This is a genomic window from Halioglobus sp. HI00S01 (assembly GCF_001635445.1).
GTDB classification, from domain to species: domain Bacteria; phylum Pseudomonadota; class Gammaproteobacteria; order Pseudomonadales; family Halieaceae; genus Halioglobus; species Halioglobus japonicus.
Genome location: NZ_LWEE01000030.1, coordinates 187,465 through 212,455 on the forward strand (window position 1 = coordinate 187,465; position 24,991 = coordinate 212,455).

At 59.7% G+C, this 24,991-nt stretch carries 26 protein-coding genes; 4 read left to right on the plus strand and 22 right to left on the minus strand.

Features of this window, described 5'->3' with window-relative positions; translation table 11 throughout:
• From cysM to rpoE, 13 genes are all read right to left on the minus strand, one after another.
• Positions 1-897 carry a cysteine synthase CysM gene (gene cysM / locus A3709_RS07575; protein ID WP_066052466.1) on the minus strand — a complete coding sequence of 299 codons (897 nt, stop codon included), beginning with the start codon at positions 895-897 and terminating at the stop codon, positions 1-3.
• 40 nt (positions 898-937) lie between these two features.
• Positions 938-1,309, minus strand: a complete 372-nt coding sequence (acpS, locus tag A3709_RS07580; protein WP_066052469.1) for a holo-ACP synthase — start codon at positions 1,307-1,309, stop codon at positions 938-940.
• Positions 1,310-1,313: 4 nt separating this feature from the next.
• The gene (recO, locus tag A3709_RS07585) at positions 1,314-2,030 is read right to left on the minus strand and encodes a DNA repair protein RecO (RefSeq protein WP_066052472.1); all 717 of its coding nucleotides are present in this window, start codon (positions 2,028-2,030) and stop codon (positions 1,314-1,316) included.
• Positions 2,031-2,049: 19 nt separating this feature from the next.
• Positions 2,050-2,949 carry a GTPase Era gene (gene era / locus A3709_RS07590; RefSeq protein WP_066052475.1) on the minus strand — a complete coding sequence of 300 codons (900 nt, stop codon included), beginning with the start codon at positions 2,947-2,949 and terminating at the stop codon, positions 2,050-2,052.
• Positions 2,939-3,631, minus strand: a complete 693-nt coding sequence (rnc, locus tag A3709_RS07595) for a ribonuclease III (RefSeq protein WP_066052477.1) — start codon at positions 3,629-3,631, stop codon at positions 2,939-2,941. Before rnc ends, era begins: the two co-directional genes overlap by 11 nt.
• Positions 3,628-4,014: a DUF4845 domain-containing protein gene (locus tag A3709_RS07600; protein WP_082849977.1), complete on the minus strand. Its 387-nt coding sequence runs from the start codon at positions 4,012-4,014 to the stop codon at positions 3,628-3,630. Before A3709_RS07600 ends, rnc begins: the two co-directional genes overlap by 4 nt.
• A 45-nt stretch (positions 4,015-4,059) precedes the next feature.
• Positions 4,060-4,899: a signal peptidase I gene (gene lepB / locus A3709_RS07605; protein WP_066052638.1), complete on the minus strand. Its 840-nt coding sequence runs from the start codon at positions 4,897-4,899 to the stop codon at positions 4,060-4,062.
• A 21-nt stretch (positions 4,900-4,920) separates the two neighbouring features.
• Positions 4,921-6,720 (minus strand): translation elongation factor 4, encoded by a 1,800-nt coding sequence (gene lepA / locus A3709_RS07610; protein ID WP_066052484.1) that lies wholly within the window; start codon positions 6,718-6,720, stop codon positions 4,921-4,923.
• 84 nt (positions 6,721-6,804) lie between these two features.
• Positions 6,805-8,199: a Do family serine endopeptidase gene (locus A3709_RS07615; RefSeq protein ID WP_066052487.1), complete on the minus strand. Its 1,395-nt coding sequence runs from the start codon at positions 8,197-8,199 to the stop codon at positions 6,805-6,807.
• A 23-nt stretch (positions 8,200-8,222) separates the two neighbouring features.
• Positions 8,223-8,690 carry a SoxR reducing system RseC family protein gene (locus A3709_RS07620; RefSeq protein WP_066052490.1) on the minus strand — a complete coding sequence of 156 codons (468 nt, stop codon included), beginning with the start codon at positions 8,688-8,690 and terminating at the stop codon, positions 8,223-8,225.
• A gap of 1 nt (position 8,691) precedes the next feature.
• Positions 8,692-9,630, minus strand: coding sequence for a MucB/RseB C-terminal domain-containing protein (locus A3709_RS07625; protein ID WP_066052493.1), 939 nt, complete (start codon positions 9,628-9,630; stop codon positions 8,692-8,694).
• Position 9,631: 1 nt separating this feature from the next.
• Positions 9,632-10,228, minus strand: a complete 597-nt coding sequence (locus tag A3709_RS07630; RefSeq protein ID WP_197484113.1) for a sigma-E factor negative regulatory protein — start codon at positions 10,226-10,228, stop codon at positions 9,632-9,634.
• 45 nt (positions 10,229-10,273) lie between these two features.
• Positions 10,274-10,858 (minus strand): RNA polymerase sigma factor RpoE, encoded by a 585-nt coding sequence (gene rpoE / locus A3709_RS07635; protein ID WP_066052496.1) that lies wholly within the window; start codon positions 10,856-10,858, stop codon positions 10,274-10,276.
• A 266-nt stretch (positions 10,859-11,124) separates the two neighbouring features.
• Between rpoE and nadB the strand changes: the two genes are divergently transcribed.
• Positions 11,125-12,726: an L-aspartate oxidase gene (gene nadB / locus A3709_RS07640; RefSeq protein ID WP_066052499.1), complete on the plus strand. Its 1,602-nt coding sequence runs from the start codon at positions 11,125-11,127 to the stop codon at positions 12,724-12,726.
• Here the strand turns inward: nadB and A3709_RS24965 are convergent.
• Together A3709_RS24965 and A3709_RS07645 are read right to left on the minus strand one after the other, a co-directional pair.
• Entirely contained in the window at positions 12,703-13,200 is a 498-nt protein-coding gene (locus A3709_RS24965; RefSeq protein ID WP_369795127.1) for a protein YgfX, read from the minus strand. The two genes, nadB and A3709_RS24965, sit on opposite strands and share 24 nt — an antisense overlap.
• Positions 13,082-13,348 (minus strand): succinate dehydrogenase assembly factor 2, encoded by a 267-nt coding sequence (locus A3709_RS07645; RefSeq protein WP_066052502.1) that lies wholly within the window; start codon positions 13,346-13,348, stop codon positions 13,082-13,084. The genes A3709_RS24965 and A3709_RS07645 overlap by 119 nt, the downstream gene beginning before the upstream one ends.
• 127 nt (positions 13,349-13,475) lie before the next feature.
• Here A3709_RS07645 and A3709_RS07650 point away from each other — a divergent pair, with 127 nt between their 5' ends.
• Positions 13,476-14,405: a folate-binding protein YgfZ gene (locus tag A3709_RS07650; RefSeq protein ID WP_197484114.1), complete on the plus strand. Its 930-nt coding sequence runs from the start codon at positions 13,476-13,478 to the stop codon at positions 14,403-14,405.
• Between the two features lie 7 nt (positions 14,406-14,412).
• Here A3709_RS07650 and A3709_RS07655 read toward each other — a convergent pair whose 3' ends face one another.
• Both A3709_RS07655 and A3709_RS07660 read right to left on the minus strand, forming a co-directional pair.
• The gene (locus tag A3709_RS07655; RefSeq protein WP_066052509.1) at positions 14,413-16,152 is read right to left on the minus strand and encodes an isocitrate/isopropylmalate family dehydrogenase; all 1,740 of its coding nucleotides are present in this window, start codon (positions 16,150-16,152) and stop codon (positions 14,413-14,415) included.
• 66 nt (positions 16,153-16,218) lie between these two features.
• On the minus strand, positions 16,219-16,950 hold the full coding sequence (locus tag A3709_RS07660) for a hypothetical protein (RefSeq protein ID WP_066052512.1): 732 nt from the start codon (positions 16,948-16,950) through the stop codon (positions 16,219-16,221).
• 150 nt (positions 16,951-17,100) lie between these two features.
• On the opposite strand from A3709_RS07660, the gene A3709_RS07665 reads away from it, so the two are divergent.
• A complete protein-coding gene (locus A3709_RS07665; RefSeq protein WP_066052646.1) occupies positions 17,101-17,670 on the plus strand; it encodes a phosphoribosyltransferase in 570 nt (189 codons plus the stop codon).
• A gap of 1 nt (position 17,671) precedes the next feature.
• Here A3709_RS07665 and ung read toward each other — a convergent pair whose 3' ends face one another.
• From ung to npdG, 5 genes are all read right to left on the minus strand, one after another.
• Complete coding sequence (gene ung / locus A3709_RS07670) at positions 17,672-18,373, minus strand: uracil-DNA glycosylase (protein ID WP_369795128.1); 702 nt, start codon at positions 18,371-18,373, stop codon at positions 17,672-17,674.
• A complete protein-coding gene (gene cofH, locus A3709_RS07675; protein ID WP_231871124.1) occupies positions 18,366-21,533 on the minus strand; it encodes a 5-amino-6-(D-ribitylamino)uracil--L-tyrosine 4-hydroxyphenyl transferase CofH in 3,168 nt (1,055 codons plus the stop codon). The genes ung and cofH overlap by 8 nt, the downstream gene beginning before the upstream one ends.
• Positions 21,530-22,492, minus strand: a complete 963-nt coding sequence (gene cofD / locus A3709_RS07680; protein WP_066052515.1) for a 2-phospho-L-lactate transferase — start codon at positions 22,490-22,492, stop codon at positions 21,530-21,532. Before cofD ends, cofH begins: the two co-directional genes overlap by 4 nt.
• The gene (gene cofE / locus A3709_RS07685) at positions 22,492-23,259 is read right to left on the minus strand and encodes a coenzyme F420-0:L-glutamate ligase (RefSeq protein WP_066052518.1); all 768 of its coding nucleotides are present in this window, start codon (positions 23,257-23,259) and stop codon (positions 22,492-22,494) included. The genes cofD and cofE overlap by 1 nt, the downstream gene beginning before the upstream one ends.
• 16 nt (positions 23,260-23,275) lie before the next feature.
• Positions 23,276-23,959 carry an NADPH-dependent F420 reductase gene (npdG, locus tag A3709_RS07690; RefSeq protein ID WP_066052522.1) on the minus strand — a complete coding sequence of 228 codons (684 nt, stop codon included), beginning with the start codon at positions 23,957-23,959 and terminating at the stop codon, positions 23,276-23,278.
• 208 nt (positions 23,960-24,167) lie between these two features.
• Here npdG and A3709_RS07695 point away from each other — a divergent pair, with 208 nt between their 5' ends.
• Positions 24,168-24,947, plus strand: coding sequence for an SDR family oxidoreductase (locus tag A3709_RS07695; protein ID WP_066052527.1), 780 nt, complete (start codon positions 24,168-24,170; stop codon positions 24,945-24,947).
• Positions 24,948-24,991: the final 44 nt, after the last annotated feature.

Genomic DNA, 24,991 nt, shown 5'->3' on the forward strand with positions numbered 1-24,991 from the left:
TCAGGACCCTGCGAACACGCCGGTCGATAAGTAGCGGTCGCCGCGATCGCAAATAATGGCCACGATGACGGCATTCTCAAGCTCAGCCGACAGGCGCAGCGCTCCGGCCACGGCCCCGCCTGAAGAGACGCCACAGAAAATTCCCTCCTCGGCGGCCATTCGGCGCATGACCCTCTCAGATTCCTGTTGGGAAATATCGAGCACCCGATCGACTCGGGCAACATCATAGATCGCCGGTAGATAAGCCTCCGGCCAGCGGCGAATCCCAGGGATACTGGAACCATCTTCGGGTTGCAGGCCGACAATCTGGATGTCGGGATTCTGCTGTTTGAGGTAGGCCGAGGTCCCCATTATGGTGCCTGTCGTGCCCATTGAACTGACAAAGTGCGTGATGGTGCCGTCGGTCTGCTGCCAGATCTCCGGCCCTGTGCCGGTCAGGTGGGCGCGCGGGTTGTCCGGGTTGGCGAACTGATCCAGCACCCGACCCTCGCCGCGAGCCTGCATCGCCATAGCCAGATCCCGGGCGCCTTCCATGCCCTCCTCCTGGGAAACTTCGACCAATGTGGCGCCATAGGCGGACATTGACAGTTTGCGCTCATCGCTCATATGCGAGGGCATAATCAGCGTGAGCGGATAGCCGCGAATGGCTGCGGCCATGGCCAGGGCAATGCCGGTATTGCCACTGGTGGCTTCTATCAGAGTATCTCCGGGCTGGATATCGCCGCGGGCTTCAGCCTGAGCGATCATGCTGATGGCAGGACGGTCTTTAACCGAGCCAGCCGGGTTATTCCCCTCCAGCTTGACCAACAGCGTGTTACTGGTCTCACCGGGTACGCGCTGCAGGCGCACAAGGGGAGTATTGCCAATACAGGCTTCTATCGTTGGATAGTCAGGCATTGCTTTTCACATTCTATTTCGCACCGCGCAGTGTACAGGCTCAGGACAACACCGCAAAGGCGACGACACAGTCGGTTTCATCTGCCAGGCTGAGCAAAACCCTGGCACCGCCCCGGGTCCTGGCCACTTCCAGTGCGCCGCCACTGAGCACCACACCGGGGGCCCCGTTCTCATCGTGAACTATGCATATATCCTGCCAACTCACCCCCCGCCCAATNCCCGTCCCCAGGCATTTTGCAACCGCCTCTTTGGCCGCAAAGCGCTTGGCGAGCAAATTGCCAGGACGCGAACTGGCGGCGTATTCCACACGCTCCTCGGGGGTCAGGATCCGCTCAACAAAGCGATCACCCAGGCGCCCCAACACCTCGTCGATGCGCTCGAGTTTCAGAATATCGGTGCCTATCGCTATCACTCAATCACTCCTGTGGTTGGGCGCGAAACAACTCGCGACTGCGCAAGGGTGCGTCTCCCAGGTGCACTGCCAGCGCCTGGCGCATCAATCGACGCGCCGTCAGCCGAGCGCTGCCATCGAACACCCCGGCGGCTATTTGCAGTAAATCCTCGCCCAGATAAGCGGGGCGATTCTGGGCATTGCTGCCGGCGCAAGGCAGCAGGCCTGTGTCCGGATCGAAAAGGTACCACGTGGCTGCATCGAGCGGTTCGCCGCTGCTGCCCTCCCGGTCCAGATCCAGCCGATATCCCAGTTCGTCGAGCAGTTGTAGTTCGAAGCGCCGCAGCACGTGCTCCACATCGACACCCTCACCCAGGGCTTGCACGGCGGCGGCATAGCCTGCAAACAAGCGCGGATGAGGGTCGTGGCGATGCAACAGACGCACCAGGATCTCATTCAGGTAAAGGCCGCTGTAGAGACGTTCGCTGCGCAAGTGGGTGGCGGGCCCCGCCGACTCCACCTGGGTAAGGGTCTTGAGCTCGGAGCGACCGGTAAAACTGATCAACAGTGGTGAAAATGGCTGCAGCAGCGCCGCCTGGCTGCCACCGCGGGTTTTGCGCCGTGCTCCCTTGGCCACAAGACTGACGCGGCCGTGTTCGGCGGAAAAAACTTCCAGAAGATTACTCGAATCCCGATAGGGGCGGCTGTGCAGCACGTAGCCTGGTTGCAGCGATACTCGCATGGGCTACACCGGCGACGGTTCAGATATCGTCGTAGCCGAGACTGCGCAAAGCGCGCTCATCGTCAGACCAACCCGATTTGACTTTCACCCACAGCCGCAGCATCACTTTATTATCGAACAAGCGCTCCATATCTCGGCGCGCTTCAGTGCCGATCGAACGCAGACGGCTGCCCTTCTCACCAATAATGATTTTTTTCTGCCCGTCGCGCTCGACAAGAATCAGCGCGGAGATATGCACAATGCCTTCGTCGTAGGCAAACTCTTCGATTTCCACGGTCACAGCGTAGGGCAACTCGTCGCCCAACTGGCGCATGATTTTTTCGCGCACGATCTCCGCGGCAAGAAAGCGCTGGCTGCGGTTGGTAATCTGTTCTTCAGGAAAAAAGTGCTCTGACTCCGGCAGGTATTTAAGAATCTCTGCCTCCAGTTCATCGACGTTGTGCTGCCGCAGCGCCGAAGCAGGAATCACCGCCTTGAAATCGGCTTTATCGGCCAGCATCTGCAGGTGGGGCAGCAATACGGCCTTATCGTCGAGCAGGTCTACCTTGTTCACCACCAGTACCGCTGGCAGACCCGATTGCACCACCTGTTGCAGGACCATTTCGTCCTCGTCGGTCCAAGCGGTGCGGTCAACCAGAAACAGCACCAGATCCACATCTTTGATCGCCGAACTCGCAGCTCGGTTCATATAGCGGTTAATGGCCTTCTCAGCGGCCTTGTGCAGCCCGGGCGTGTCGACAAAAATAATCTGGTGATCGTCCTCGGTCTTAATGCCCAGCACCTGGTGGCGGGTCGTCTGGGGCTTGCGCGAGGTGATACTGATTTTCTGGCCGAGTATGTGATTGAGCAGCGTAGACTTGCCCACGTTCGGGCGCCCGACAATGGCGACATAGCCACAGCGTTTGGATTCACTTGCCATAGGCGTTCAACCTCTCAAGCGCAGTGCGAGCAGCGGCCTGCTCGGCCTTGCGACGACTGCTCCCCGCGCCTTCCACCACCAGCGCCGGCTTGGTGAGGCGGCAGGCGACGTGGAACTGCTGATTGTGATCATCGCCGAGCACACCGAGTAATTCGTACTCGGGCAGTGGCTTGCCACGCCCCTGCAAGTACTCCTGCAGACTGGTCTTGGCGTCCTTACCCGCGCTGCCCAGGTCCAGTTCTTCAAGTCGCGTACTAAACCAGGCCAGCACACAGCGGCGACAGGTTTCGACATCGCTGTCGAGTAAAATAGCGCCGGTCACGGCCTCCAGGGCATCCGCGAGAATAGACGTACGTCGCCTTCCACCGCTCTTGCGCTCGCCGGCGCCGAGGGTCAAATGCTCACCCAGCTCCAATTCCTGAGCTACCTCCGCCAGGGTGTCACCTTTAACCAGGGCGGCGCGCATGCGACTCATATCTCCCTCGCGGGCATCGGGAAACTTGTGGTAAAGCTGTTCGGCAATGATGTGATTTACGATGGAGTCGCCGAGAAACTCCAGCCGCTCATTGTTGCGGTTACCGGCGCTACGATGGGTCAGCGCCAGCTCAAGCAGACTGCGGTCTGCAAACTCATAACCGAGAGCGCGCTGCAGGCGCGCGGCCTTTAGCTCGCGGTCATTCACTTGACGTTGGGCTGTCCCGCCACGAACAGCAGGTCGTCAAAACGCAGCACCAGATCGAGATTGGCGACGGCATTGACCCGGCCCTCGTAGCGGCCATCAATATACATCTTGCCGCCCTTGCGATAGAACTGGACGTCCTTCACCTTGATCGCCTTGATCTGGTTGGAGTTAAACAGGTTGGCCAGGCGCCGACGCATCTCACCAATGGTCGTCACATTGGGTTTGTGTTCGTCGGAGATCGTTGTGAGGATGTGTTTGATGGACTCATACTCAGAGTACACCGGGACAATTTTCACGATGCAGAGCACATAAAAACCGGCCATCATGGCGATGATCAGACCACCGAACAGGCCCATACCTGCTTGACGTTGACGTTGACGCATATCCGCTTCCCCTGAGCTATTCCGTTTGCTGCTAATTAATTATAGTCATTCAATCAGGCCAACGCGGCTGAAGCTGGGGATACTCAGGAACGAGTCCCAGTGCATCCAGATCGCGAAAGCCTTGCCTACTATATCCTTTTCGGGGACCTGACCCCAAACGCGACTATCGGAGCTATTGTCGCGATTGTCGCCCATCATGAAGTAGTGTCCCGGACGCACCAGCACCGTGAAGTCACGGGGCATGCGGCCCTCGTCGACCTGCATCAGATGGCGGGCCTCGCCCAGCGTCTCAAGACCAACACGCTGACGCACATTGGGACCCGGAATAATGGCCACGTCTTCGCGACTGACCTGTTCGCCATTCACAAACAGGCGCTTATTGCGGTAACTCACCGTATCGCCGGGCAAACCGACCACGCGTTTGATGTAGTAGGTGTCATTCATGTGGGGCGGGAAAAACACCATCACATCACCGCGCTCCGGTTCATTCAGGTCCGCGACTTTGGTGCGCGTTACCGGGAGGCGGATGCCGTAAGTGAACTTGTTCACCAGGATGTAATCGCCCACCTGCAGTGTGGGAACCATGGACGACGACGGAATCTGGAACGGCTCGACCAGAAACGAGCGCAACACGAACACCACAAACAAGACCGGGAAGAACGACCGCGCATATTCGACCACCACCGGCTCCGCAGCCTGGCTGGCTACGCCGGCGCGAAACTGCTCTCGCTGCGGGCTACCCTCTGCCTCCCAATCCGGGTACTGCTCCTGCAGTCCAGCAATGGTCTTGCGTCGCCCTGGAGCCAGAAACAGCGCATCCAGCAGCCATACCAGGCCGGTACCGCCGACCAGGATGACCAGGATCAGGGGAAAATCTATTGTCATACCACTCATTCAGGGTCCGTCCTAGCTGTCTACCTTAAGTACTGCGAGGAAAGCCGACTGGGGGATTTCCACGCTGCCTACCTGCTTCATGCGCTTCTTGCCCGCTTTCTGCTTCTCGAGCAGCTTCTTCTTTCGGGTCGCGTCGCCACCATAACATTTTGCGGTGACGTTCTTGCGCAGGGCTTTCACCGTGGTACGCGCCACAATCTTGCCGCCGACGGCTGCCTGGATCGCCACGTCAAACATCTGCCTTGGAATGAGCTCTTTCATTTTTTCGGTCAGCGCACGACCGCGATACTGTACCTGGTCCTGGTGGACAATCACTGCCAGCGCATCGACGCGATCGCCGTTAATCAGCACGTCCAGGCGCGACAGTTTGGCCGTTTCAAAACGCTCAAAACTGTAGTCCAGAGAGGCATAGCCGCGGCTGACCGATTTCAGGCGATCAAAGAAATCCAGCACCACTTCGGCCATGGGGATGTCGTATACCACCTGCACCTGGGCGCCGAGGAACTGCATGTCCTTCTGTACGCCACGCTTCTCTACACACAGGGTAATCACATTACCCAGATAATCCTGGGGGACCAAAATATTGCAACGGGCGATGGGCTCGCGCATCTCCTCGATATCAGCCACGTCCGGCAGTGATGAGGGGTTGTCGACCTTAATAGTTTCACCGTTTTTGGTGACCACCTCATAAATTACCGTGGGCGCAGTCGTAATCAGATCAAGATCGTACTCGCGCTCCAGGCGCTCCTGGATAATTTCCATGTGCAGCATGCCAAGGAAACCACAGCGAAAACCAAAGCCAAGGGCGTCAGAGCTCTCCGGCTCATAGAACAGCGAGGCATCGTTGAGCGTGAGCTTGCCCAGCGCATCTCGGAAATCCTCGTAGTCATCAGAGGAAATCGTAAAGATGCCCGCGTATACCTGGGGCTTGACCTGTTGGAAACCGGGCAGCGCAGGCACATCCTGCTGCTTTTCGTGCACCAGCGTATCGCCCACAGGCGCGCCGTGAATATCCTTGATGCCAGCCACAACAAAGCCCACTTCGCCGGCCATCAGGCAATCTTTCTCGTGCCGCTTGGGCGTAAAAATGCCTACGCTGTCCACCTGATGCGCCTTGCCCTGGCTCTTGGCCACAATTTTGTCGCGCTTACGCAGCACCCCCTGCTTCACACGCACCAGCGAGACAACGCCCAGATAATTATCGAACCATGAGTCGATAATCAGCGCCTGGAACGGTGCATCGCGATCGCCCTCGGGCGGGGAAATTTCCTCAACCAGATATTCCAGCGCATCCTCGATACCCATACCTGATTTCGCCGATACGGGCACAGCGTTGGTGGAATCGATGCCGATAATTTCCTCGATCTCGATCTTCACCCGGTCAGGGTCGGCCTGTGGCAGGTCCATTTTGTTGAGAATGGGCAGCACTTCCAGCCCCTGCTCGATGGCGGTGTAGCAGTTGGCAACCGACTGGGCTTCAACCCCCTGCCCGGCATCTACCACTAACAGCGCACCCTCACAGGCCGCAAGAGAACGTGACACTTCGTAGGAAAAGTCCACGTGGCCGGGGGTATCAATGAAATTGAGCTGATAGGTCTCGCCATTCCTGGCCTTGTAATCCAGGGTGACACTCTGTGCCTTGATCGTGATACCGCGCTCGCGCTCGATATCCATGGAATCGAGCACCTGCTGCTCCATCTCACGATCGGACAGACCACCGCAGTGCTGGATAAAGCGGTCAGCCAGCGTCGATTTGCCGTGATCGATATGGGCAATGATGGAGAAATTTCGGATGTGTTGGAGGTCGCTCACGCAATCGGGCCTGACAAGATTACAGGGCGGCCGGAACAGGTCGCCCAAAAAACGCGCGATTGTACCTCAAGCGGCCCCCCGCCGCTATTGCTCGAGGCGTAATCCAATAAACAACGGCGTGCCGCGACGCATCAGTCGCAGGGGCACGGAAGCGCCTGCTTCCAGGCCCTCGACAACGCTGGCGAAGGCATCCAGGCTCTTCACCGGCGTATTACCGATCAAGGTAATCACATCGCCCGGGCGCACGCCCGCCTCGGCTGCCGGCGAACCGGGCACAACCTCATGGACCACGACACCGCCACCGAGGCTCCAGCGCTCCAGCATCTCGTTATCCGCTTCGGCGACAACGACGCCGATCCGCCCCCCCTCATCGCCCTCTGCACCGCCGCTGGCCAGCGCATAGCTGTCATCGGCAGCGAGACCGCCGACCTCTACCTTCAGGGTCCGGCGCTTGCGATCGCGGACGATTTCCGCGCTCACCCGGGCGCCCGGGGCGATCAGACCCACCACATGCGGCAGGTCGGAGGAAGTGGGTATATCCTTGCCATCGAACGTTACAATCACATCGCCCTCGCGCAGNCCCGCCTCATCCGCGGGACCATCCTCGACCACCTGGACTACCAAGGCACCGCGAGGCCGATCCAGTCCAAAGGACTCAGCCAGATTTTTGTCCACGTCCTGAATGGTCACGCCCAGCCAGCCGCGAGTCACCTTGCCATGCTCCTCAAGCTGAGACACAACGTTGCGCACCACACTGACCGGAATAGCGAAGGACAGACCGATCGAACCACCACTACGGGTGAATATCTGGGAATTCACTCCCACGACTTCGCCTTCGAGGTTAAACAGCGGGCCACCCGAATTACCGGGGTTAATGGCCACATCGGTCTGGATAAAGGGCACATAATTCTCGCCATTTTCGGTAGGCAGGCTGCGGCCCTTGGCACTGACGATGCCGGCAGTCACTGAGTAATCGAGTCCGAATGGCGAACCGATAGCCAGCACCCATTCGCCTACTTGCAACTCGCCTGCGTCGGCGAACTCGAGTACGGGCAGTTTCTCAGCATCGATACGCAGTAATGCGAGGTCGCTGCGCGGATCTGTACCGACAATCTCGGCTTCGAACTCGCGGCGATCGCTCATCCGCACCAGTACCTTGTCGGCACCGGACACCACGTGGTCATTGGTCACAATCAGGCCATCCGCGTCGATAATGAAACCTGATCCCATACCCATGCGGGGGCGCTGGGGCGCGCCATCGCCGCGGAACTCGAAAAAGCGACGCAGATATTCAGGCACTTCCTGGGGCCCCTGCCCCTGCGGGGGGCCGCTTGCCTCAACAATGATCTTGACCACAGCGGGAGAACTCTCGCCCACGATCTCGGTAAAATCAGGTAGTCCGGCTGCGCGCACCTGGGCAGCAAACAGCAGCCCGGCCGCAATCACCAAAAGCAGAGTGTTTTTAATGGATACCTTCATAGTTACCTCGTTACAACGAAAAGTCAGCCCAGGCGCAGAGCCTGGGGAGAACTGCTTAGAACCTCTTCCAGCACCGGCTGGAAACTGGCGTCCTGACGATGGCGATGGGCGTGCAACCGCACCAGGCCAACACCTGCGGCCAGGCCGGCAACAGCGCCAAGCGCTCCGCCAACATCGCCAGCGAATGCTGACCCCAGTGTAGCCAAGGCCAGCATGCCGAACACCGGCACCATATAGACAATCATTGAACCGCGCAGAATCACTTCCTCGGGAATGCTGATGCGAACCTCGTCATCCACTGCGCACTGGCGGGGGTGTACCTTGCCGGGCAAGGCGCGAATCAGGGAGCGATGCCCCTCGGAAATCCGGTTCATCACACCGTGGCCACAACCACTTTTTGCCGCGCAGCTGCCACAGGTTGTCCTGCGAATGGTTTCGACCCAGACGCTGTCGTCTTCAACGGCTACCACGCGGCCCGTTTCCAACAGCATATCAGCGCTCCCAGGCCACCGAATCGGCGACCATGCGCGCCGTATTCACTGGCACTTCACCGATGACGGTCAACAACACGGGATGGCCGGAAATCTTCACGCCACGGGTATAGGAGGTGCTACTGCCCTTGCGCACCACGCCCTCGCCGGGACGAATCTCGCGTTCGAGCTCTTCAATAAACACCGAGAATACCGCCAGGCCGTCGGTAAAGGTCTTGCGGCCGCGCGGTGACCCCGCGAGATCAGTCGATGTAAAGCCCGCCGGCAACCAGCCCACCTTCCAGCCATGGCTATCGGCGATTGCTGTGGGTTCGGGCATCGTGCGGGCTGCCGTGGCAGCCGGCATCGCGGCAGCAGCCACAGCATCGGTAGCGACAGATTCCTCGATGGTCAGGCTTGCGAACTGAAATTTCTCCAGTACGGTATTGCCGTGGCCAATCGTGGCGGACTTTAGTAACAGACCGGTTTCCCGGTCAAGTTCCATAATGTGGCCGTAGCGGTACATATCGCGAGGCGCCACGGCGATACGGACAGACTTACGCCCTGCCACGCGATCGCCTTCGGTGACGGTTAGCTTGTAATTGACGGCAATGCCGCACTTGTCACCCTCGAGGCGCAGTAATTTCTGTCCGGGGTGCACAGCATCCAATGGGTTATGCTTGCGCGTGACCTCTGCCCCTTGCCCGGTGAGCTGGGTCATGCGATCGGAAATGGCCTCACCGTCAAAGGTGTGGGATACCTGGACGACCTGCATATCCTCATTGTCACGCTGCAGGGTAACCACACCCTGATAACTGACCTGATCGGAACTGCGGGACATTTTGTCCAGCCATTGAATGGCCGCCGGATTGACGTCTGCGCAATCATCGGCGGATAGCACTGGCGCGGCGACAAACGCCAGGGCCAGTGCCGCGAGTCGGGGCAAGCGGGCTGCGCTCATACTATTTGCGAATCTTCTCTACCCGGGCGAAAGGCATCAGACCCTGCGGACTGTTAAGCGCAGCCTGTTCGGCATGCTCCTGCATGTACATTTCCATACGCTGGCGGGCCAGTTCCTTGTACGCGGTTTTCCCCGCTGGCTGCAGCGAGGGTACGGCTTGGTTGCCGTAGCTGGCCTGGACCGCAGTGGCACCCATGGTATTCACAAGGCCCACGGGCGACGAACCTACCGTGGCCACCGACTGGCTGCCATAGGGGTCGTCAGCGGAGCTGATCTTGGCCAACTGCTGACCGCCCAGCACCACCGTGGCCGCCACAGACGCGGCAACCGCAAAGCTGGCGAATGGCCGACCAATGCGCTGGCGCAGGCTCGGTGCAGCCTCGCTCTCGTTGATGGCGGTGCGCACTCGCGCCGAAATATCGAGCTTGAGATCACCGACGCCCTGCCCTGTCATCACCGAGCGGGTGGCGTGATAGCGCAGCCATGTCTGGCGCAATTCGCCGTCGTCTTCAATCTGCTTAAGTACCCGCTGCAACTCAAGCTCATTGGCCTCGTCGTCCATCAGGGCAGAGAGAGATTCCCGCATTTTGTCACTCATGTGTTGTCCTCGCGTCGTTACGCGTCTATCGGGGAGCATCAGCATTCAGTGCTGACCCTCCAGTTGTTCTTTCACCTTGGTGTCGATCGCTTCACGAGCACGGAAAATCCGCGATCTGACCGTTCCCACCGGGCATTCCATGATGTCGGCGATGTCCTCATAACTGAGACCATCAAATTCACGTAAAGTTACCGCAGAACGCAAATCATCTGGCAGATCGGCTATCGCGGCATCCACCACGGCCTTGAGCTCAGCGCCAAACAGGGCGGTTTCGGGGGTCTCGATATCCCGCAGGGCACCGCCGCCCTCGTAATACTCGGCATCTTCTACTTCCACGTCGGAGCCCGGTGGCCTGCGAGAGCGCGACACCAGATGGTTCTTGGCCGTGTTTACCGCAATCCGGTACAACCAGGTATAGAACTGGCTGTCGCCCCGGAACTTGGGCAGCGCCCGATAAGCCTTGATAAAGGCTTCCTGGGCCACGTCCTGCACCTCATCAGCATCGTGCACATAGCGGCCAATCAGGCTCATGATCTTGTGCTGGTACTTGAGCACCAGCAGATCGAAGGCCCGTTGGTCCCCTTTCTGCACTCTCGCGACAAGCTGCTGGTCCGTCTCGGCGGCCGTCACTCCCCTGTCCCCTCCGTGGTCATGGCAAAACCGCCCTGACAATAATGTTTCTGTAGTGTACCCGCATAGACCGTCTTCGCGGGCATAAGTTCAGCCCGGTACAATGCCGGGCGCCTGTATGAAACTGTTTGCATCGAAAAGTTCCCCTGCGGGAATTCCTTATTCCACCGGAGGTCGTATATACTCGCAGCCGGCCGTGCCCAACCCGGCTAAGTTGTTGAGGCACATCATATATTTCGCATTCCGAGGCAGCAAGCGAGCGCGCCATGCCCACCACTCACAAGCACGACGTCCTGGTTATTGGCAGCGGTGCCGCAGGCCTGAGCCTGGCCTTGCACCTGCCGACAGACTGCCGCGTAGCACTCCTGTCGAAGGCCGACCTGAATCAGGGCTCGACCTACTGGGCTCAGGGTGGCATGGCGGCCGTGCTGCACGACCGGGATACGGTCGATTCCCACGTGGAAGACACGCTGGCGGCCGGCGCCGGTCTGTGCGACCGCGAGGCGGTAGAGTTTACCGTGCGCAACTCCCGGCGCTGCACCGAATGGCTGGTCGAACAAGGGGTCGACTTCGATTTGCGCCAGGACCAGGCCGACGCCGATGACCGTGAATTCCACCTCACGATGGAGGGTGGCCACAGTCATCGGCGGATTATCCATGCGGCGGACCGCACCGGCAGAGCCATATCCGAGGTACTGACTGAGCAGGCCCTGAGCGCCGACAATATCGAAGTTTTCACCCATCGCGTTGCCGTCGACCTGATTCGCCACGAGGATCGCTGCCAGGGCGCCTACATTCTCAACCGCAATACCGGGCACGTGGAGCTGTTTCAGGCCAAGGCGGTGGTTCTGGCCACCGGCGGGGCCAGCAAAGCCTACCTCTATACCAGCAACCCCGACGGCGCCAGCGGCGACGGCATTGCCATGGCCTGGCGCGCCGGCTGCCGGGTCGCCAATATGGAATTCAACCAGTTCCACCCGACCTGTCTTTACCACCCCAAGGCCAAGTCATTCCTGGTCACTGAGGCCCTGCGTGGCGAAGGCGCCCACCTGTTGCTGCCCGACGGCGAACGCTTCATGGACCGCTTCGACCCACGCGGTGAACTGGCCCCCCGGGATATTGTCGCCCGCGCCATCGACCACGAAATGAAACGCCTCGGTGCCGACTGCGTGTTTCTGGATATCTCCCACAAGCCACGCGACTTCCTCGAAGCCCACTTTCCTACTGTGATGAGCCGCTGCCGTGAATTCGGTATCGACATCGCGGAAGAGCCGATTCCAGTGGTGCCCGCTGCCCACTACACCTGTGGCGGGATCATCGTCGACACCGCGGGGCGCACCGACCTAGAGGGCTTGTACGCCATCGGTGAAGCCTCATCCACGGGCCTGCATGGCGCCAATCGGATGGCGTCAAACTCGCTGCTGGAGTGCATTGTTTACGCGGAGTCGGCCGCTCATGATATCGCCGCGTTATTGCCCGAGCTCCCCTCTCCGGCACCGGCGCGCGGCTGGGACGAAAGCCAGGTCACCGATTCAGACGAGGATGTGGTTATCTCTCACAACTGGGATGAGCTGCGTCGCTTTATGTGGGACTACGTAGGGATTGTGCGCACGGACAAACGACTGCAGCGGGCACTCCATCGTATCCAGTTACTGCAGTCTGAGATTGCCGAATACTACGGCAACTACAAGGTGGGCAACGATTTACTGGAACTGCGTAACCTGGCTATGGTGGCCGAACTAATGATTCGCTGTGCCATTGAGCGCAAGGAAAGTCGCGGACTGCACTACACCCTCGACTACCCGGAGCAGCTACCAGAGGCGCACGACACAATCCTGCGACCGCTAAACTCCCCGCTCCAGGGTTAACCTGACGCGCAATCTGCGCCGGGCCTCGTGGGGCACAGCATCCGCCAGAATCCACACCGGGTAGCGAACACCCCGCATATCACGCAGGGACAAGTATATACCCCCAGGGCCCACCCTTGAAGCGCGCTCCAACTGCACCGGCTCATTGCCGTTGCACCGATCCAGCGTCCACCCGCCCCCGTGCCACCCCAGCTGCCAGCCTACCCAGGGCTGGGCCACCAGTTGCGGCGACCACAGACCTATGAACAGCGCACATAACGCCGCCAGCTCAATATGGCCGGACGCGCCCACCAGTACGCACGCAGCCAGACAGGCTACACAGTGTATAAGCTGACAGGCCCGATATCGCGGCGAATCAGCGATACTCAGGCGGAGTGTGGGCGAAGTTGAGAATCTGTTGGACAATCGCAGCGTGCTCCGGGTCTTCTGGCTTTTGGCGCTGCAAGAACCAGGCAAACAAATCCTGGTCCTCACACAACATCAGCTGCTGGAAGCGCTCCCGATCGACATCATTGAGGTCGGCGTAGCGAGCCTGCACGAAAGGTTCCAGCACCAGGTCCAGTTCCAGCATGCCGCGCCGGGCAGCCCAGCGCATACGGTTAATCTCTTGTTCAGCTACCATTACAGATTCACGGACGGTTGTATTCATCGACGCCGGTCATTATACAGGCAAAAGCGGCCGTAGTGGGACGGCTGACAGCGGACCCGCCAGCGCCTATCATGGGCGCCCCAGATCAGAGGTAATGACATTGAACGCCCAATTCGTACTGCTTGAGCAGGAATCCCTGCTCCATATCACCGGCCCGGATACGCTGAAATTTCTGCAGGGACAGACAACCTGTGATGCTGCGGCCGTCACTGCAGCGCAGGCCGTTGTGGGCGCCTATTGCACCCCGAAAGGCCGCATGGTCTGCGATTTCCTGCTTGGCCAACTGGGCGAGGAACACTATGCTCTGCGTCTAAGGCGCAGCGTCGCGGATGTCGCGGCTTCCACGTTTGGCAAATATATTGTGTTTTCAAAGGCAGACATCGCCCCCGAACGCAGCGACTGGCAGGTTGTCGGCATCTGGGGCGAAAGCAGTGCCCAGGCGCTGTCCGAGTTAGGTATTGACGTACCCGGCGGCCGCTATCAATCAACCGCTGGCGAGGGCTGGCTGCTGGTGCAACTGGACGACGAGGGTCACTACCTGGAAGCCTGGATCGACATGCAGGAACACAGTGCGCACTACGATCGCCTGAGACAGGCGCTGCAGGCGGGCGACGCCAATGCCTGGAATGGCGCACAGATTCGCGCGGGTATTGGCCGCGTGGAAGACACCACCAGTGAAATGTTTCTGCCACAGGATCTCAACTACGATGTCACCAGCCATGTGAACTTCAGCAAGGGCTGTTATACGGGCCAGGAAATCGTCGCTCGCCTGCACTATCGCGGCAAGGCCAAACGCCGTGCGTACCCCACCGTGGCCGCCACGACTGAACAGCCGGCCGCAGGTGTGGCGCTGTATACGGCAGGCAAATCACAGAGTGTCGGTACGGTGGTTAATAGCGGCCGGGATGGCGATCAGGTGCTGTGCCTGGTGAGCGCCACCCGCGAGGGGCTGCAACAAGGATTGCGCGTGGGCAGTGAAGACGGCCCCCTGCTGGAGGCCCTGCCACTACCCTACGTCCTGGAAGACTGAGCTTTACTCAGCTCTCCAGATTGGCCTCGATAGCATCGAGGAAACCGTACATATCGACGACCTTCTCATCGTCGGGATTGAGGGTCTTGCCCTTGAGATCACCGGTGATTGTGCCCTGCGCCACGGTTTCAATCAGGGCGGACTTCAGGCGCGAAGAATACTCGGCCAGGGCGGCGTTATCCTCACGGCGAGCCAGTTCTTCAAGTGCATTTGCCACGGCAAAAATCAGTGCGGAGGAATTGAAGTTGGCCTCTTTGCCGTCCGTTTCGAGATAACGCAGGTAGAGATCATGTGCTGTGCCGTGCGGAGCTTCGTAAAGCATAGTGCCGTCTTTGCTCTCAATCACCGAGCTGGCAGTGGCTAGACTGCCACCGAGGGCGGCTGAAATATCCGAAAAGATATCGCCGTCGAGGTTCTGTGCAGGGTACAGGCCCCAGCGCGGGGGATCGCAGATCATCTTGCTAAGCTGGCGTGAAGGACGCATGATCATGAACGACGGCGGCGGTGTATCCAGGGCAGCCAGTTCCTTCCGGATCTCCAGGATAATCGAGCTGTATACCTCGTCGTAATTGACAAACTCCCGTTTCAGCCCAAAGTACACTTCTTTCTTGTTCAAGGCCGCGTCGCGGAACACCTGCTTGACCCAATCCTTGATCGCCGCTCGGTCGTTGGACATAAACAACAGCGGATCACCCGCTTTCACGTCCCGGGCGTGCTTTTCAACGCCGTCCATAACCACTTTGATAATGCCGTCTTCGGGCGCCGGAGTGTTGTAACTGCCGTACTGGTCACCACCACCGGCACTCATCCGCGAGATCGAGACGTGAGCCTTGCGCTCGGGCAGTCCATAGCGCTTGAGCTGCTGCACCAGCTTGTACAACTTCATACCACTGACGTTATCGGGAACGCCCCATAGCGCGCGCTCAGGAGGATTGGAGACAATGCGGGCTGCCTGGGCATCGATCAGCTCGTAGTGATACTCGAGGCCGGCAGCAGCGACCTTATCCTTGTAGTCGCTGTTATACACTTCCTCGATCGCGGCGCGCATAACGCCGTCGTAGCCCGCCACCACGGTATCCTTGAGACCCAGGTAGATGTCGCGCTTTTCATCGAGTGCGCGCTGGAAGAACCGATGGGCCCAGGCCTTGACCTCATCCAGGTCGTTGGACGCGAGCATCCAGGGATCGCCCTTGCGCAGCGTGCGGCGGTGCAGCTCTACAGGATCACCGCTGCTGCCCACGAAATAGACCTTGGCAACACCGGTGGCGTCAGACAGTTCGCTGTAGCTGAAGTCGAGACCGCCGGAGTCCATGGTATCCACTTCGATTTCCCGGCCGACCCAGTCTGGGCGCACGCTCTTCAGGTTGCGAAACTCGATATCCTCGCGCGTGATGTTGCCGCCTATGCCCTTGCGGATCGCGCCATTGGGCGACTTGGTCGCCAGTTTGTCTAGCGCGGCTTCGCTGATATCAGGGTACTTGGCGAGCAAATCATCCAGCTGCGAACGGTTGACTGTCATACCCGCATTCTTGATACCGACACCGTGTTCCTTGAGGGAATCGATCGCATCCAGAACCACCTGGCCATTACTGGTCAGGCGCTGCTCTGCAGACAGATCAATCTCCACCAGATCAATGTCCAGTCGCGAGGTAACAAATTGCTCCAGAATCCTCTCGAAGGCGATCTGGGCCATTTCGTCGCCGTGCAGTATCACCATGGGTTTGGCGACCTGAATTTTATTAGTCATGCTATCTCCAGTTAAAAAGCGGTCTCAGGCAAAAGACCGGACATTAGTCGCTCCGGGTGCGCGTGCCTACTCGATTTTAGTCGATACCCGGTTATCAGCGAGGGTAAAGTGGGTAACCTCACCTCGCTGGGAATACAGTTCAGGCAGAAAATAATTGAGGCTCGCTACCTCCTCCACCTGATGGCGCTGCCACTGTTCCATGACAGCAGGATGGAACATGACATTGCGAATGTAATAGTTGAGCAGCCCGCCCAGCACCGGCATCTGCGAGCCAACGGTCGAGCTTACTGTGTAATAGGTTCCCCCATCGCGCTGCTCTAAACGGTGTTCAATCCGACCCATGGGCAGGCCCGCAAACTCCGGTATCGCCACCATGCGCTCTGCGGACAGTTCTTCCAGACGGGCCTGGCCGCGACTGTCATAAGGACCAAACCACTCTTCACGCTGAATCAACGCACCCTTTCCCATCCCGGCTGAGCCATCGTCCGCCGCTTCAACCACCCGAATCCTGCCGTGCTCAGTGGGATGAAAAATATGGTAAAGCGGCATGCGCTCACCGCCGAGGTCAACGGTCGACACCGGCAACACCCGGTAAAACCAGGCCACCATGGACGGGCTGATGTCAGCCAGGAAAAAATGCTCTACCCGGGCCTGAATGAGGCCGTTGGCATCGATATGCCAATAGCGCTTGCTGTCGCGATAATCAGGTAGTGTCCAGGGTAGCTGTCGAGGCGGGTCGCGATACAGCGGTGCTGGTTGGGCCACCCACAATAGTGCCGCCGCAACAACAATTACCACTGTCAGTCTTTGCCAGATTCGCACACCGCCCCCCGAGAGGCGCGCATTCTGCCACAGAACCGCGTCTCTAGACAGGCCCTCAGGGTTGCTATCCGGCGCTTCGACACGGACAATCGCCCCCTTGACGCCCCAGGAAGCGAAAGCATGACCATCAAGAAGACCTACATTAGCGCCGACCAGTTACTCGTTGACTCCTATGAACTGGCCCTGAATGTGCTCGACAGCGATTTCAGACCGGACTACATCGTGGGTGTGTGGCGTGGCGGCGCGCCGGTGGGTATCGCCATCCAGGAGCTGCTCAAGTACGCGGGCCACAAAACCGACCACATCGCCATTCGCACCTCGCACTACACCGGTATCAACCAGACCAGTGAGTCGGTGATTGTGCACGGCCTGCACTATCTCATTGAGAACGTTAACGCTGAAGACAATGTGCTCATCGTGGACGATGTATTCGACTCGGGACGGTCAATCCAGCAGGTGATCTGGGACCTGGAAGCCAAGTGCCGTCGCAACACCCCCACGTTCAAGATAGCCACGCCCTACTTCAAGCCAAGCAATAACAAGACCGAGCTGGTACCGGACTATTTCCTCTATGAAAGCGAAGAGTGGCTGGTGTTTCCCCATGAACTCGAAGGGCTGAGCGCAGCCGAAGTACTGGAAGACAAGCCTGGTTTGCAGGGGCTGCGAGATCGCATTGTCGCCCTGCACCCGGAATAATTCACGCCTCGGCGGGCAGCGACCAGTCCACCGGCGCCTGCCCCCTGCCCTGCAGATAATGATTGGCGGCGGCAAAATGGCCGCACCCGAAGAAACCGCGATGAGCACTTAGCGGCGAAGGATGCGGCGCCTTGAGCACGCAGTGGCGCTCCGTATCAATGATTGCACCCTTGCGCTGGGCATAGCTGCCCCAAAGCAGAAACACCACCCCTTCGCGCTCGCGGTTAATCACCTCGATCACCTTATCGGTAAACCTCTCCCATCCCTTGCCCTGATGTGAAGCGGCCTGGGCGCACTCTACCGACAGTACACTGTTCAGCAGCAGCACCCCCTGGCTCGCCCAGGCAGTAAGGTGACCGTGGATCGGAATCGGGAGACCGAGCTCGGCATTGATCTCCTTATAGATATTCTTCAACGAGGGCGGCACTTTCACACCCGGCTGCACCGAGAAGCACAGCCCGTGGGCCTGGCCCTCGCCGTGGTAGGGGTCCTGACCGAGAATAACGACTTTCACATCGGCTAGTGGCGTGTGGCTGAAGGCGTTGAAGAACTCGCTGCCGCGGGGAAAAATGCGCTTACCGGCAGCCTTTTCGGCGCGCAGGAAATCGCGCAGTTCCTGCATATAAGCCTGGTCGAATTCTTTACCCAGGTGAGCCAGCCAGCTCGGCTCCAACTGCACCTCACGGCCCGTCACCTCAATCACAGGCCGCCATCAAGTACACCTGATCAGTGCCGGCGTCGGCCTGAATGTTGATGGTGGGGATCAACTTGCTGCGTTCGCGCTTACCCGCACCCTCGTTGACCGCCGGCCCCAGCGCCGGCGCGTTAAATGCCTTCATGCGCTGCTCCACACGCGGCTTGCGATAAAGCGTCGTGCGCATGCGCGGCACGCGACCGGCGCGCTCAATCTGGTTTTCCATGTGCTGCGGCGCCCATTCCTGACCGTGGCCGGAGCCGGCTGCGCGAGTAATGCTCTCGTTCATCAGTGTGCCGCCCAGATCATTCGCACCCGCGCCGAGACAGGCCCCAACGCCGGCCTCTCCCATCTTTACCCAGGAGGTCTGGATATTGTCAATCAGGCCTGCAAACACCAGCCTCGCGACCGCGTGCATGAGCACTGCCTCGCGGAAGGTCGGGCCTTTGCGGGCGCGCCCCTTGAGATACATGGGGGCTTCCATGTGCACAAATGGCAGAGGCACAAATTCGGTGAACCCGCCCGTGCGCTGCTGCAAATCCCGCACCGCCAGCAGGTGATGGGCCCAGTGTTGGGGCGACTCAATGTGGCCGTACATGATCGTGGCGGTGCTGCGCAGCCCCACTTCATGGGCAGCCTCCATCACCTCCAGCCACTGTCCGCTGTTGAGCTTGTCGGGACAGAGCGTCGCGCGCNCATCATCGTGAAGAATTTCCGCTGCGGTTCCGGGGAGCGTGTCTAGCCCCGCCGCTTTCAACTGGCGCAGGTAATCGGCCACCGGCAGGTTCAGAGTCGCCGCCCCCTGCCACACCTCCAGCGGTGAGAACGCATGGATGTGCATATCCGGCGTGGCACTGCGCACCGTCGCGATAATATCCAGATAGGTCTGGCCGGTGTAATCCGGATGGATTCCGCCCTGCATACAGACTTCACCGGCGCCACGATCCCAGGCCTCTATGCAGCGGCGGGCAATCTCTTCGCCGCTGATATCGTAGGGCCGGCCGCGCAGGTTCTCGCTTTGCTTACCCTTGGAAAAGGCGCAAAACTGGCACTTGAAGTAGCAGACGTTGGTGTAATTGATATTGCGGTTAACCGTATAGGTCACCTCCTCACCGACCTGGGCTGCACGCAGTGCGTCTGCCGCCTGCACCACATGGGAAAAATCGGCGCCGCGGGCCTCAAACAGCCGCGTCACCTGTGCCGCCCCAAGGGCCTCTCCCGCAACGGCACGCGCCACAATGGCACGAATATCGTCACTGGGGGCAATCCCGGAGGGCATTTCGCGCAGCAGCGCAGCGTCCACATCAGGTACCGGCCGCTCTTCACCGGGCACCCAGCTGTCGCGGCGGGCATAGCCGGTGGCATCACACTGCTGCATTACCGGACCCAGCATACCCGGGGCAAGCCAGCGCTCGGCATCGCGAATATACGCAGGATAAATCGTCAGCCGCTGGTCGAGGAACTTACCCGCCGCCGCAGTCTCCCGGGCCAGCTCCTGCAAGTGCGGCCAGGGCGCCTCAGGATTGACGTGATCCGGGGTAAGAGGAGATACACCGCCCCAGTCATTAATGCCGGCAGCTACCAATTGAGGCAACACCCCTGGACTGAGGTTGGGTGGCGCCTGAATGCTCATATCGGCGCCAAACACCAAACGGGCCGCAGCAATCGTCCACAGCAGATCCGCCAGGTCCGGCTCCGGCGCCTGCGACATGAGGGTGCCCTCTTTGGCCCGGAAGTTCTGGATAATGACTTCCTGCAGATGGCCGTGGCGCTCATGAATGCGACGCAGGGCCAACAGCGACTCAATCCGCTCGCGACGAGTTTCACCGATACCGATGAGAATACCGGACGTAAACGGCACGCCGGCCTCGCCCGCCAGCGACATGGTTTCCAACCGCACCGCAGGAATCTTGTCGGGCGACCCAAAGTGCGGCATGCCCTGCTCGCACAGCCGCTCGGACGCCGATTCGAGCATAATGCCCATCGAGGCACTCACCTCGCGCAGTGAGGCGATTTCTTCGGCGGTCATACAGCCGGCGTTGATGTGGGGCAACAGGCCCGTTTCCGCCAGAACGCGACTTGCCACCTCGCGTACATACTCCAGCGTGGTCGAAAAGCCCATCTCAGCCAGCGCCTCACGCGCAGCCTTGTATCGCAGCTCGGGCTTCTCACCCAACGTAAACAGGGCTTCCTGGCATCCTTGCGCCGCTCCCTGGCGACACAACTCCAGCACTTCCTCAACCGGCATAAAGACCTGCTCCAGTTTTGAGGGAGTCTGGGCAAAGGTGCAGTAATGACAGACGTCGCGGCACAGTTTGGTCAGCGGAATAAAGACTTTACGCGAATAGGTGATGACATTGCCGTACCCCTGATCGCGCACCGCTCCAGCCAAAGAAACCATGGCTGGTAAATCGTCATAGTCGGCCAGCGCCAGCGCCTGAGATGCATCGGGTGTGCCGCCAGAGGTAACTGTGTCGTGCAGCTGCTGCCAGTCCAGTTCAGGGGCGGGGCTGAAGTGGGCGGCAACGCCGGAGTCGCGCAACCAGCGAGCGCTTTGCTCACCGATATGCTCACAAGCCAGCAGCAATGCCAAATCGTCAGGTTCATCGATATCCAGGCCAATACCCGGGCGTTCCAGTGGAACTTGCCTTAGACCGGCCTGAGTGGCCCAGCGCCGGTGGCGCTGGAAGCTGCCTTCGCCGAAGTGGTACTCAGGCTCCACGTGCTCTGCCAGTGCGAGCAGGTTGGTGCCCTGCCCTGCCGTGTCCGCACCTATAACCACGTCGGCGTCCGCCAGTGCGGCCAGCACAGCGCTGAGATCGCTTTCGCGCAACAGCGGCAGATCTGCGTGCAGCACCAGCAGCGGAGTCGTGTTATCGGCGCGCAACTGGGTGCTGGCCGAGGTCAACAACCCGTTCAGGCCACTCAGCTGCAAATCAGATTCGGCAATAACGGTGGCGCCGTATCGCTGCGCCAGTTCATGCGCCGCGGGATCGTCAGAAATCACGTAGACCTCGCCCACCTGCCTGTGGCTGGTCAGCATGGCCAGCACGTCACCGGCCATGGCTTCCACCAACCCGGCCCGCTGCCCGGCCGTTAACAGGGGTGCCAGCCGGCTTTTTGCACGCTGCAGGGATTTGAGAGCCACAATGGCGCGGGCCCTGTTCACATCGCCTCCAAAGCCAGACAGTGACGTGCGAGCGTGATTTTGTGCTGCAGATCTCTCATAATGGTTGGTGCTATCTCCACCCGGATGCCCAGTGCTTCTATTTCTGGGGCCAGTGTAGCGTCACTTTCGTCGATCACGAAATAGTCAACCAGGCCCGGGTATCGCCGTTGATAATGCTCAGCCACACCCAGAGCGGTGACAGGGACGGCGAGCTCACTCATCATTTTGGCAGCAGGCCCCTTGATCGCCAGCCCCGCCACGATCGGACTGACCACGATGACCGGCGCCACCGCATCGCGCAGTGCAGTCCAGACACCGGGCACCTGTAATATTGGATCGACACTGACATAGGGATTAGAGGGGCAGATGACCACGCGCCGGTAGCCACCCTGCTGCAGTGTCCGCATTACGGTTTGATTGGGCCGCGCGGAGGTAATCCCCTCGAAACTGAAGCCCGTGACCTCAGGCTCGCACTGGCGACGCACAAAATAATGCTGAAAGTGCAAGTCCCCTTCATCACTGTGCACCTGAGTGCGCACTGGATCGTCGCTCATGGGGTAGACCGCGGCCTCAATACCCATGGTGCTCGCCATCGATGCAACAATGTCGCTGGCATGACGGCCCTCGCGCAGCGCCTGGGAACGCCAGGTATGCGTCGCCAGATCACGGTCGCCCAGGCGAAACCAGGTCTCACCTCCGAGGGTCTCCAGCGCTTCCATGAAATTCCAGGTTTCGCCTTCAATACCCCAGCCCTGCGCCTGGTTGGCGCGCCCCGAGAGGGTATACAGAAGGGTATCGATATCCGGCCAGATGGGCAGGCCCAGATGCTCGAAATCGTCGCCGGTATTCACCAGGATATCGAGATCAGGCCCTGCAAGCTCGCGCGCCAGGCCCAGGCAGAGCTTGGCCCCACCAACACCGCCGGAAAGGGCAAGGGTTTTCGAAACAGGCTCAGCCATTAGCGGAACATGTCCATCGCCTTATCGCGCAACAGGACCCGAGAGTTGGTCTCGGCGGCACGGAGCCGCGCACCGCGCACATGCACGACCGGACAGGCCTCTGCGGCCTGCCCCATGATAAAGGATGCCGCCGCAGCAAGTTCATCGGCAACTGCCGCCTCAGTCACCTCGAGCACGTTGCCGAACATATCCAGCTCACCCACCTGATTGAACAGGGGGTCAAACCCGGCAGTGCCAATGGCAATGCCCACGGTGCCGTTGCGCCAGGCGCGGCCGGCACTGTCATTGATAATGATATGGGGCGCAGCGCCACAGGTCTGGCCGAGTTCGGCACGCAGTCTGGCGGCAGACGCATCGGCGTCATGCGGCAACAGCAACACCCGCGGGTCATCCGGGGCAGTTTCGATATTGGACTTGTCGATACCGGCATTGGCGTGCACGTAACCGTTGCGGTGTTCGACGATAACTACGCCGGGACGCACCCGCACAATTTCATTGCTCTCCCGGAGAATGAGTTCGGCTTGGCGGGGGTCTTTATCGGCTTTTGCTGCGAGTTCATGCGCCTGGGCACTGGGCTCCACATCTGCCAGGCGGACGTAGCAATCCTCCGCCTTGGAGACGATTTTCTGCGCCAACACCAACACATCGCCTGCCTGTAGCTCAAGCCCGTTGTGGGCCAGGCTGTCAGTCAGCATCTTGGCGAGGTCATCGCCGGGCTCCACCCTGGGAAAATCCACCAGGGCGGTCAGCTGGAGGGAGCCGCTCATTGTGCAGCCAGTATATTCACTCGTCGCCGAGGCCGGTAATACGGATACCGGCGTGACAGCTGTACTGCTTGTTGATGACGATCAGTACGGAAGTGAGTGCCTCTGCTGCAGCAGCGTTATTAATCATACCCGCATGGAAGCCGCGCATGCCCGCTGCTTCTACCAAGGTAATTACCTGCTCCCTGGCAGCCTTCTTGTTGCCACAGACGAGCACATCGCAATCCAGGTTACTGCCTTCCTGAAGGTGGGCGGCGGCAACATTCTGGAACGCCGACACGACCATAACCTCTTCACCCAGCAGGTCCTGGGCGATCTGACCGGCACTGCCGCCTTCGGGCAGTTGTACGCGGGCCACTTTCGGCGGCACCAGCGGCACGGTGACATCGATCAGAATTTTACCCTGGAGTGCCGGTTTGACCAGTTCCAGGGTCGACGCCTGGTGGCTGAAAGGCACGGTAATCGCAACAATATCTGCAGCCTCAGCGGCGGCCAGGTTTTCCTCGGCAGAAACGCTGATCTCGGCAACGCCGCGCTCAGCCATAACTTCCTTGAGATCAGTGACGGCGGCATCCGCCTTTTCCTGGGTGCGAGAACCAATAATTACCTGGTAGCCAGCTTGCGCCCAGCGTCGTGCCAGGCCTGTTCCTAGGTCGCCTGTGCCGCCCAGAATGGCCAGCACCGGTAGTGAATCTGTTGTCATGATGTTATTTCCCAATAATCGATGAAGGCAGCGCAGTACAGCAATTCCAACCATGCGCTGCTTGTCATTGGTACCGCCGGGCGGCTAAAGCAGATCAAATGTTCTGCCGTGGCCATTTGCTTTAGGATGGGCACCGGACCGGCATAGTATGTGTTTAGTCAAACCACCACAAGCCCGGCGCAACGGCTGTCAACTGGAGTAAAACTATATGGACAACCCCCTGGATTTCACCGGCAAAACCATACTGGTCACTGGCGGCGGCAAGGGCGTCGGCAAAGGCATTAGTGAACGTTTTCTGGCGATGGGTGCGAATGTAGTGATCTGCGGCCGCAGCGAACCCGACAAGTTGCCCCGTGCCAATGGCAATACCGCCCGCTTCACCCCCTGTGACGTGCGCGACTACGAGCAGGTAGAAGCCTGCGTCGACTTCGCGGTGCAGACCTTCGGCACGCTGGATGTGCTGGTCAACAATGCCGGCGGTGCGCCCTATGCCGACGCAGCGACAGCCTCGCCGCGTTTCTCTGAATCCATCATCCGCCTCAACCTCATCGCCCCGCTTAATTTCGCCCAGGTGGCCAACCGGGTTATGCAAACCCAGGAAAGCGGGGGCAGCATCATTAATATCGCCAGTGTCAGCACCATACGCCCGTCTCCGGGAACCGCGGCCTATGGCGCAGCCAAGGCCGGCCTGGTCAATCTGGGCACGTCACTCGCGGTTGAATGGGCGCCGAAAGTGCGCGTCAATGCGCTGATTGTAGGCCTGACCCAGACCGAACAGGCGCATCTGCACTACGGTGATGATGAGGGTATTGCCGCGGTGGGCGCCACAATCCCCCTGGGACGCATGGCGGTTCCGCAGGATATTGGCAATGCCTGCCTGTTCCTGGGCTCCTCGCTCTCGTCCTATGTCAGCGGCACCAGCTTCGCCGTTCACGGTGGAGGCGAAAAGCCCGCGTTCCTCAGCGCAGCAAACGTCGAGCAAGGCTGACCCCAAGGTCCATCACAGCCTGTTATAATGCCCCCTGTCCACTG

What these genes read in the sequence shown, in the direction of transcription:
- A3709_RS07625 (WP_066052493.1), bottom strand. Translation starts at nt 9,630, where the DNA reads ATGAGCGCAGCCCGCTTGCCCCGACTCGCGGCACTGGCCCTGGCGTTT.
- nadB (WP_066052499.1), top strand. Translation starts at nt 11,125, where the DNA reads ATGCCCACCACTCACAAGCACGACGTCCTGGTTATTGGCAGCGGTGCC.
- cofE (WP_066052518.1), bottom strand. Translation starts at nt 23,259, where the DNA reads ATGAGCGGCTCCCTCCAGCTGACCGCCCTGGTGGATTTTCCCAGGGTG.
- lepB (WP_066052638.1), bottom strand. Translation starts at nt 4,899, where the DNA reads ATGACAATAGATTTTCCCCTGATCCTGGTCATCCTGGTCGGCGGTACC.
- cofD (WP_066052515.1), bottom strand. Translation starts at nt 22,492, where the DNA reads ATGGCTGAGCCTGTTTCGAAAACCCTTGCCCTTTCCGGCGGTGTTGGT.
- A3709_RS07695 (WP_066052527.1), top strand. Translation starts at nt 24,168, where the DNA reads ATGGACAACCCCCTGGATTTCACCGGCAAAACCATACTGGTCACTGGC.
- npdG (WP_066052522.1), bottom strand. Translation starts at nt 23,959, where the DNA reads ATGACAACAGATTCACTACCGGTGCTGGCCATTCTGGGCGGCACAGGC.
- A3709_RS07645 (WP_066052502.1), bottom strand. Translation starts at nt 13,348, where the DNA reads ATGGTAGCTGAACAAGAGATTAACCGTATGCGCTGGGCTGCCCGGCGC.
- A3709_RS07600 (WP_082849977.1), bottom strand. Translation starts at nt 4,014, where the DNA reads ATGCGTCAACGTCAACGTCAAGCAGGTATGGGCCTGTTCGGTGGTCTG.
- cysM (WP_066052466.1), bottom strand. Translation starts at nt 897, where the DNA reads ATGCCTGACTATCCAACGATAGAAGCCTGTATTGGCAATACTCCCCTT.
- A3709_RS07620 (WP_066052490.1), bottom strand. Translation starts at nt 8,690, where the DNA reads ATGCTGTTGGAAACGGGCCGCGTGGTAGCCGTTGAAGACGACAGCGTC.
- era (WP_066052475.1), bottom strand. Translation starts at nt 2,949, where the DNA reads ATGGCAAGTGAATCCAAACGCTGTGGCTATGTCGCCATTGTCGGGCGC.
- A3709_RS07655 (WP_066052509.1), bottom strand. Translation starts at nt 16,152, where the DNA reads ATGACTAATAAAATTCAGGTCGCCAAACCCATGGTGATACTGCACGGC.
- recO (WP_066052472.1), bottom strand. Translation starts at nt 2,030, where the DNA reads ATGCGAGTATCGCTGCAACCAGGCTACGTGCTGCACAGCCGCCCCTAT.
- A3709_RS07630 (WP_197484113.1), bottom strand. Translation starts at nt 10,228, where the DNA reads ATGAGTGACAAAATGCGGGAATCTCTCTCTGCCCTGATGGACGACGAG.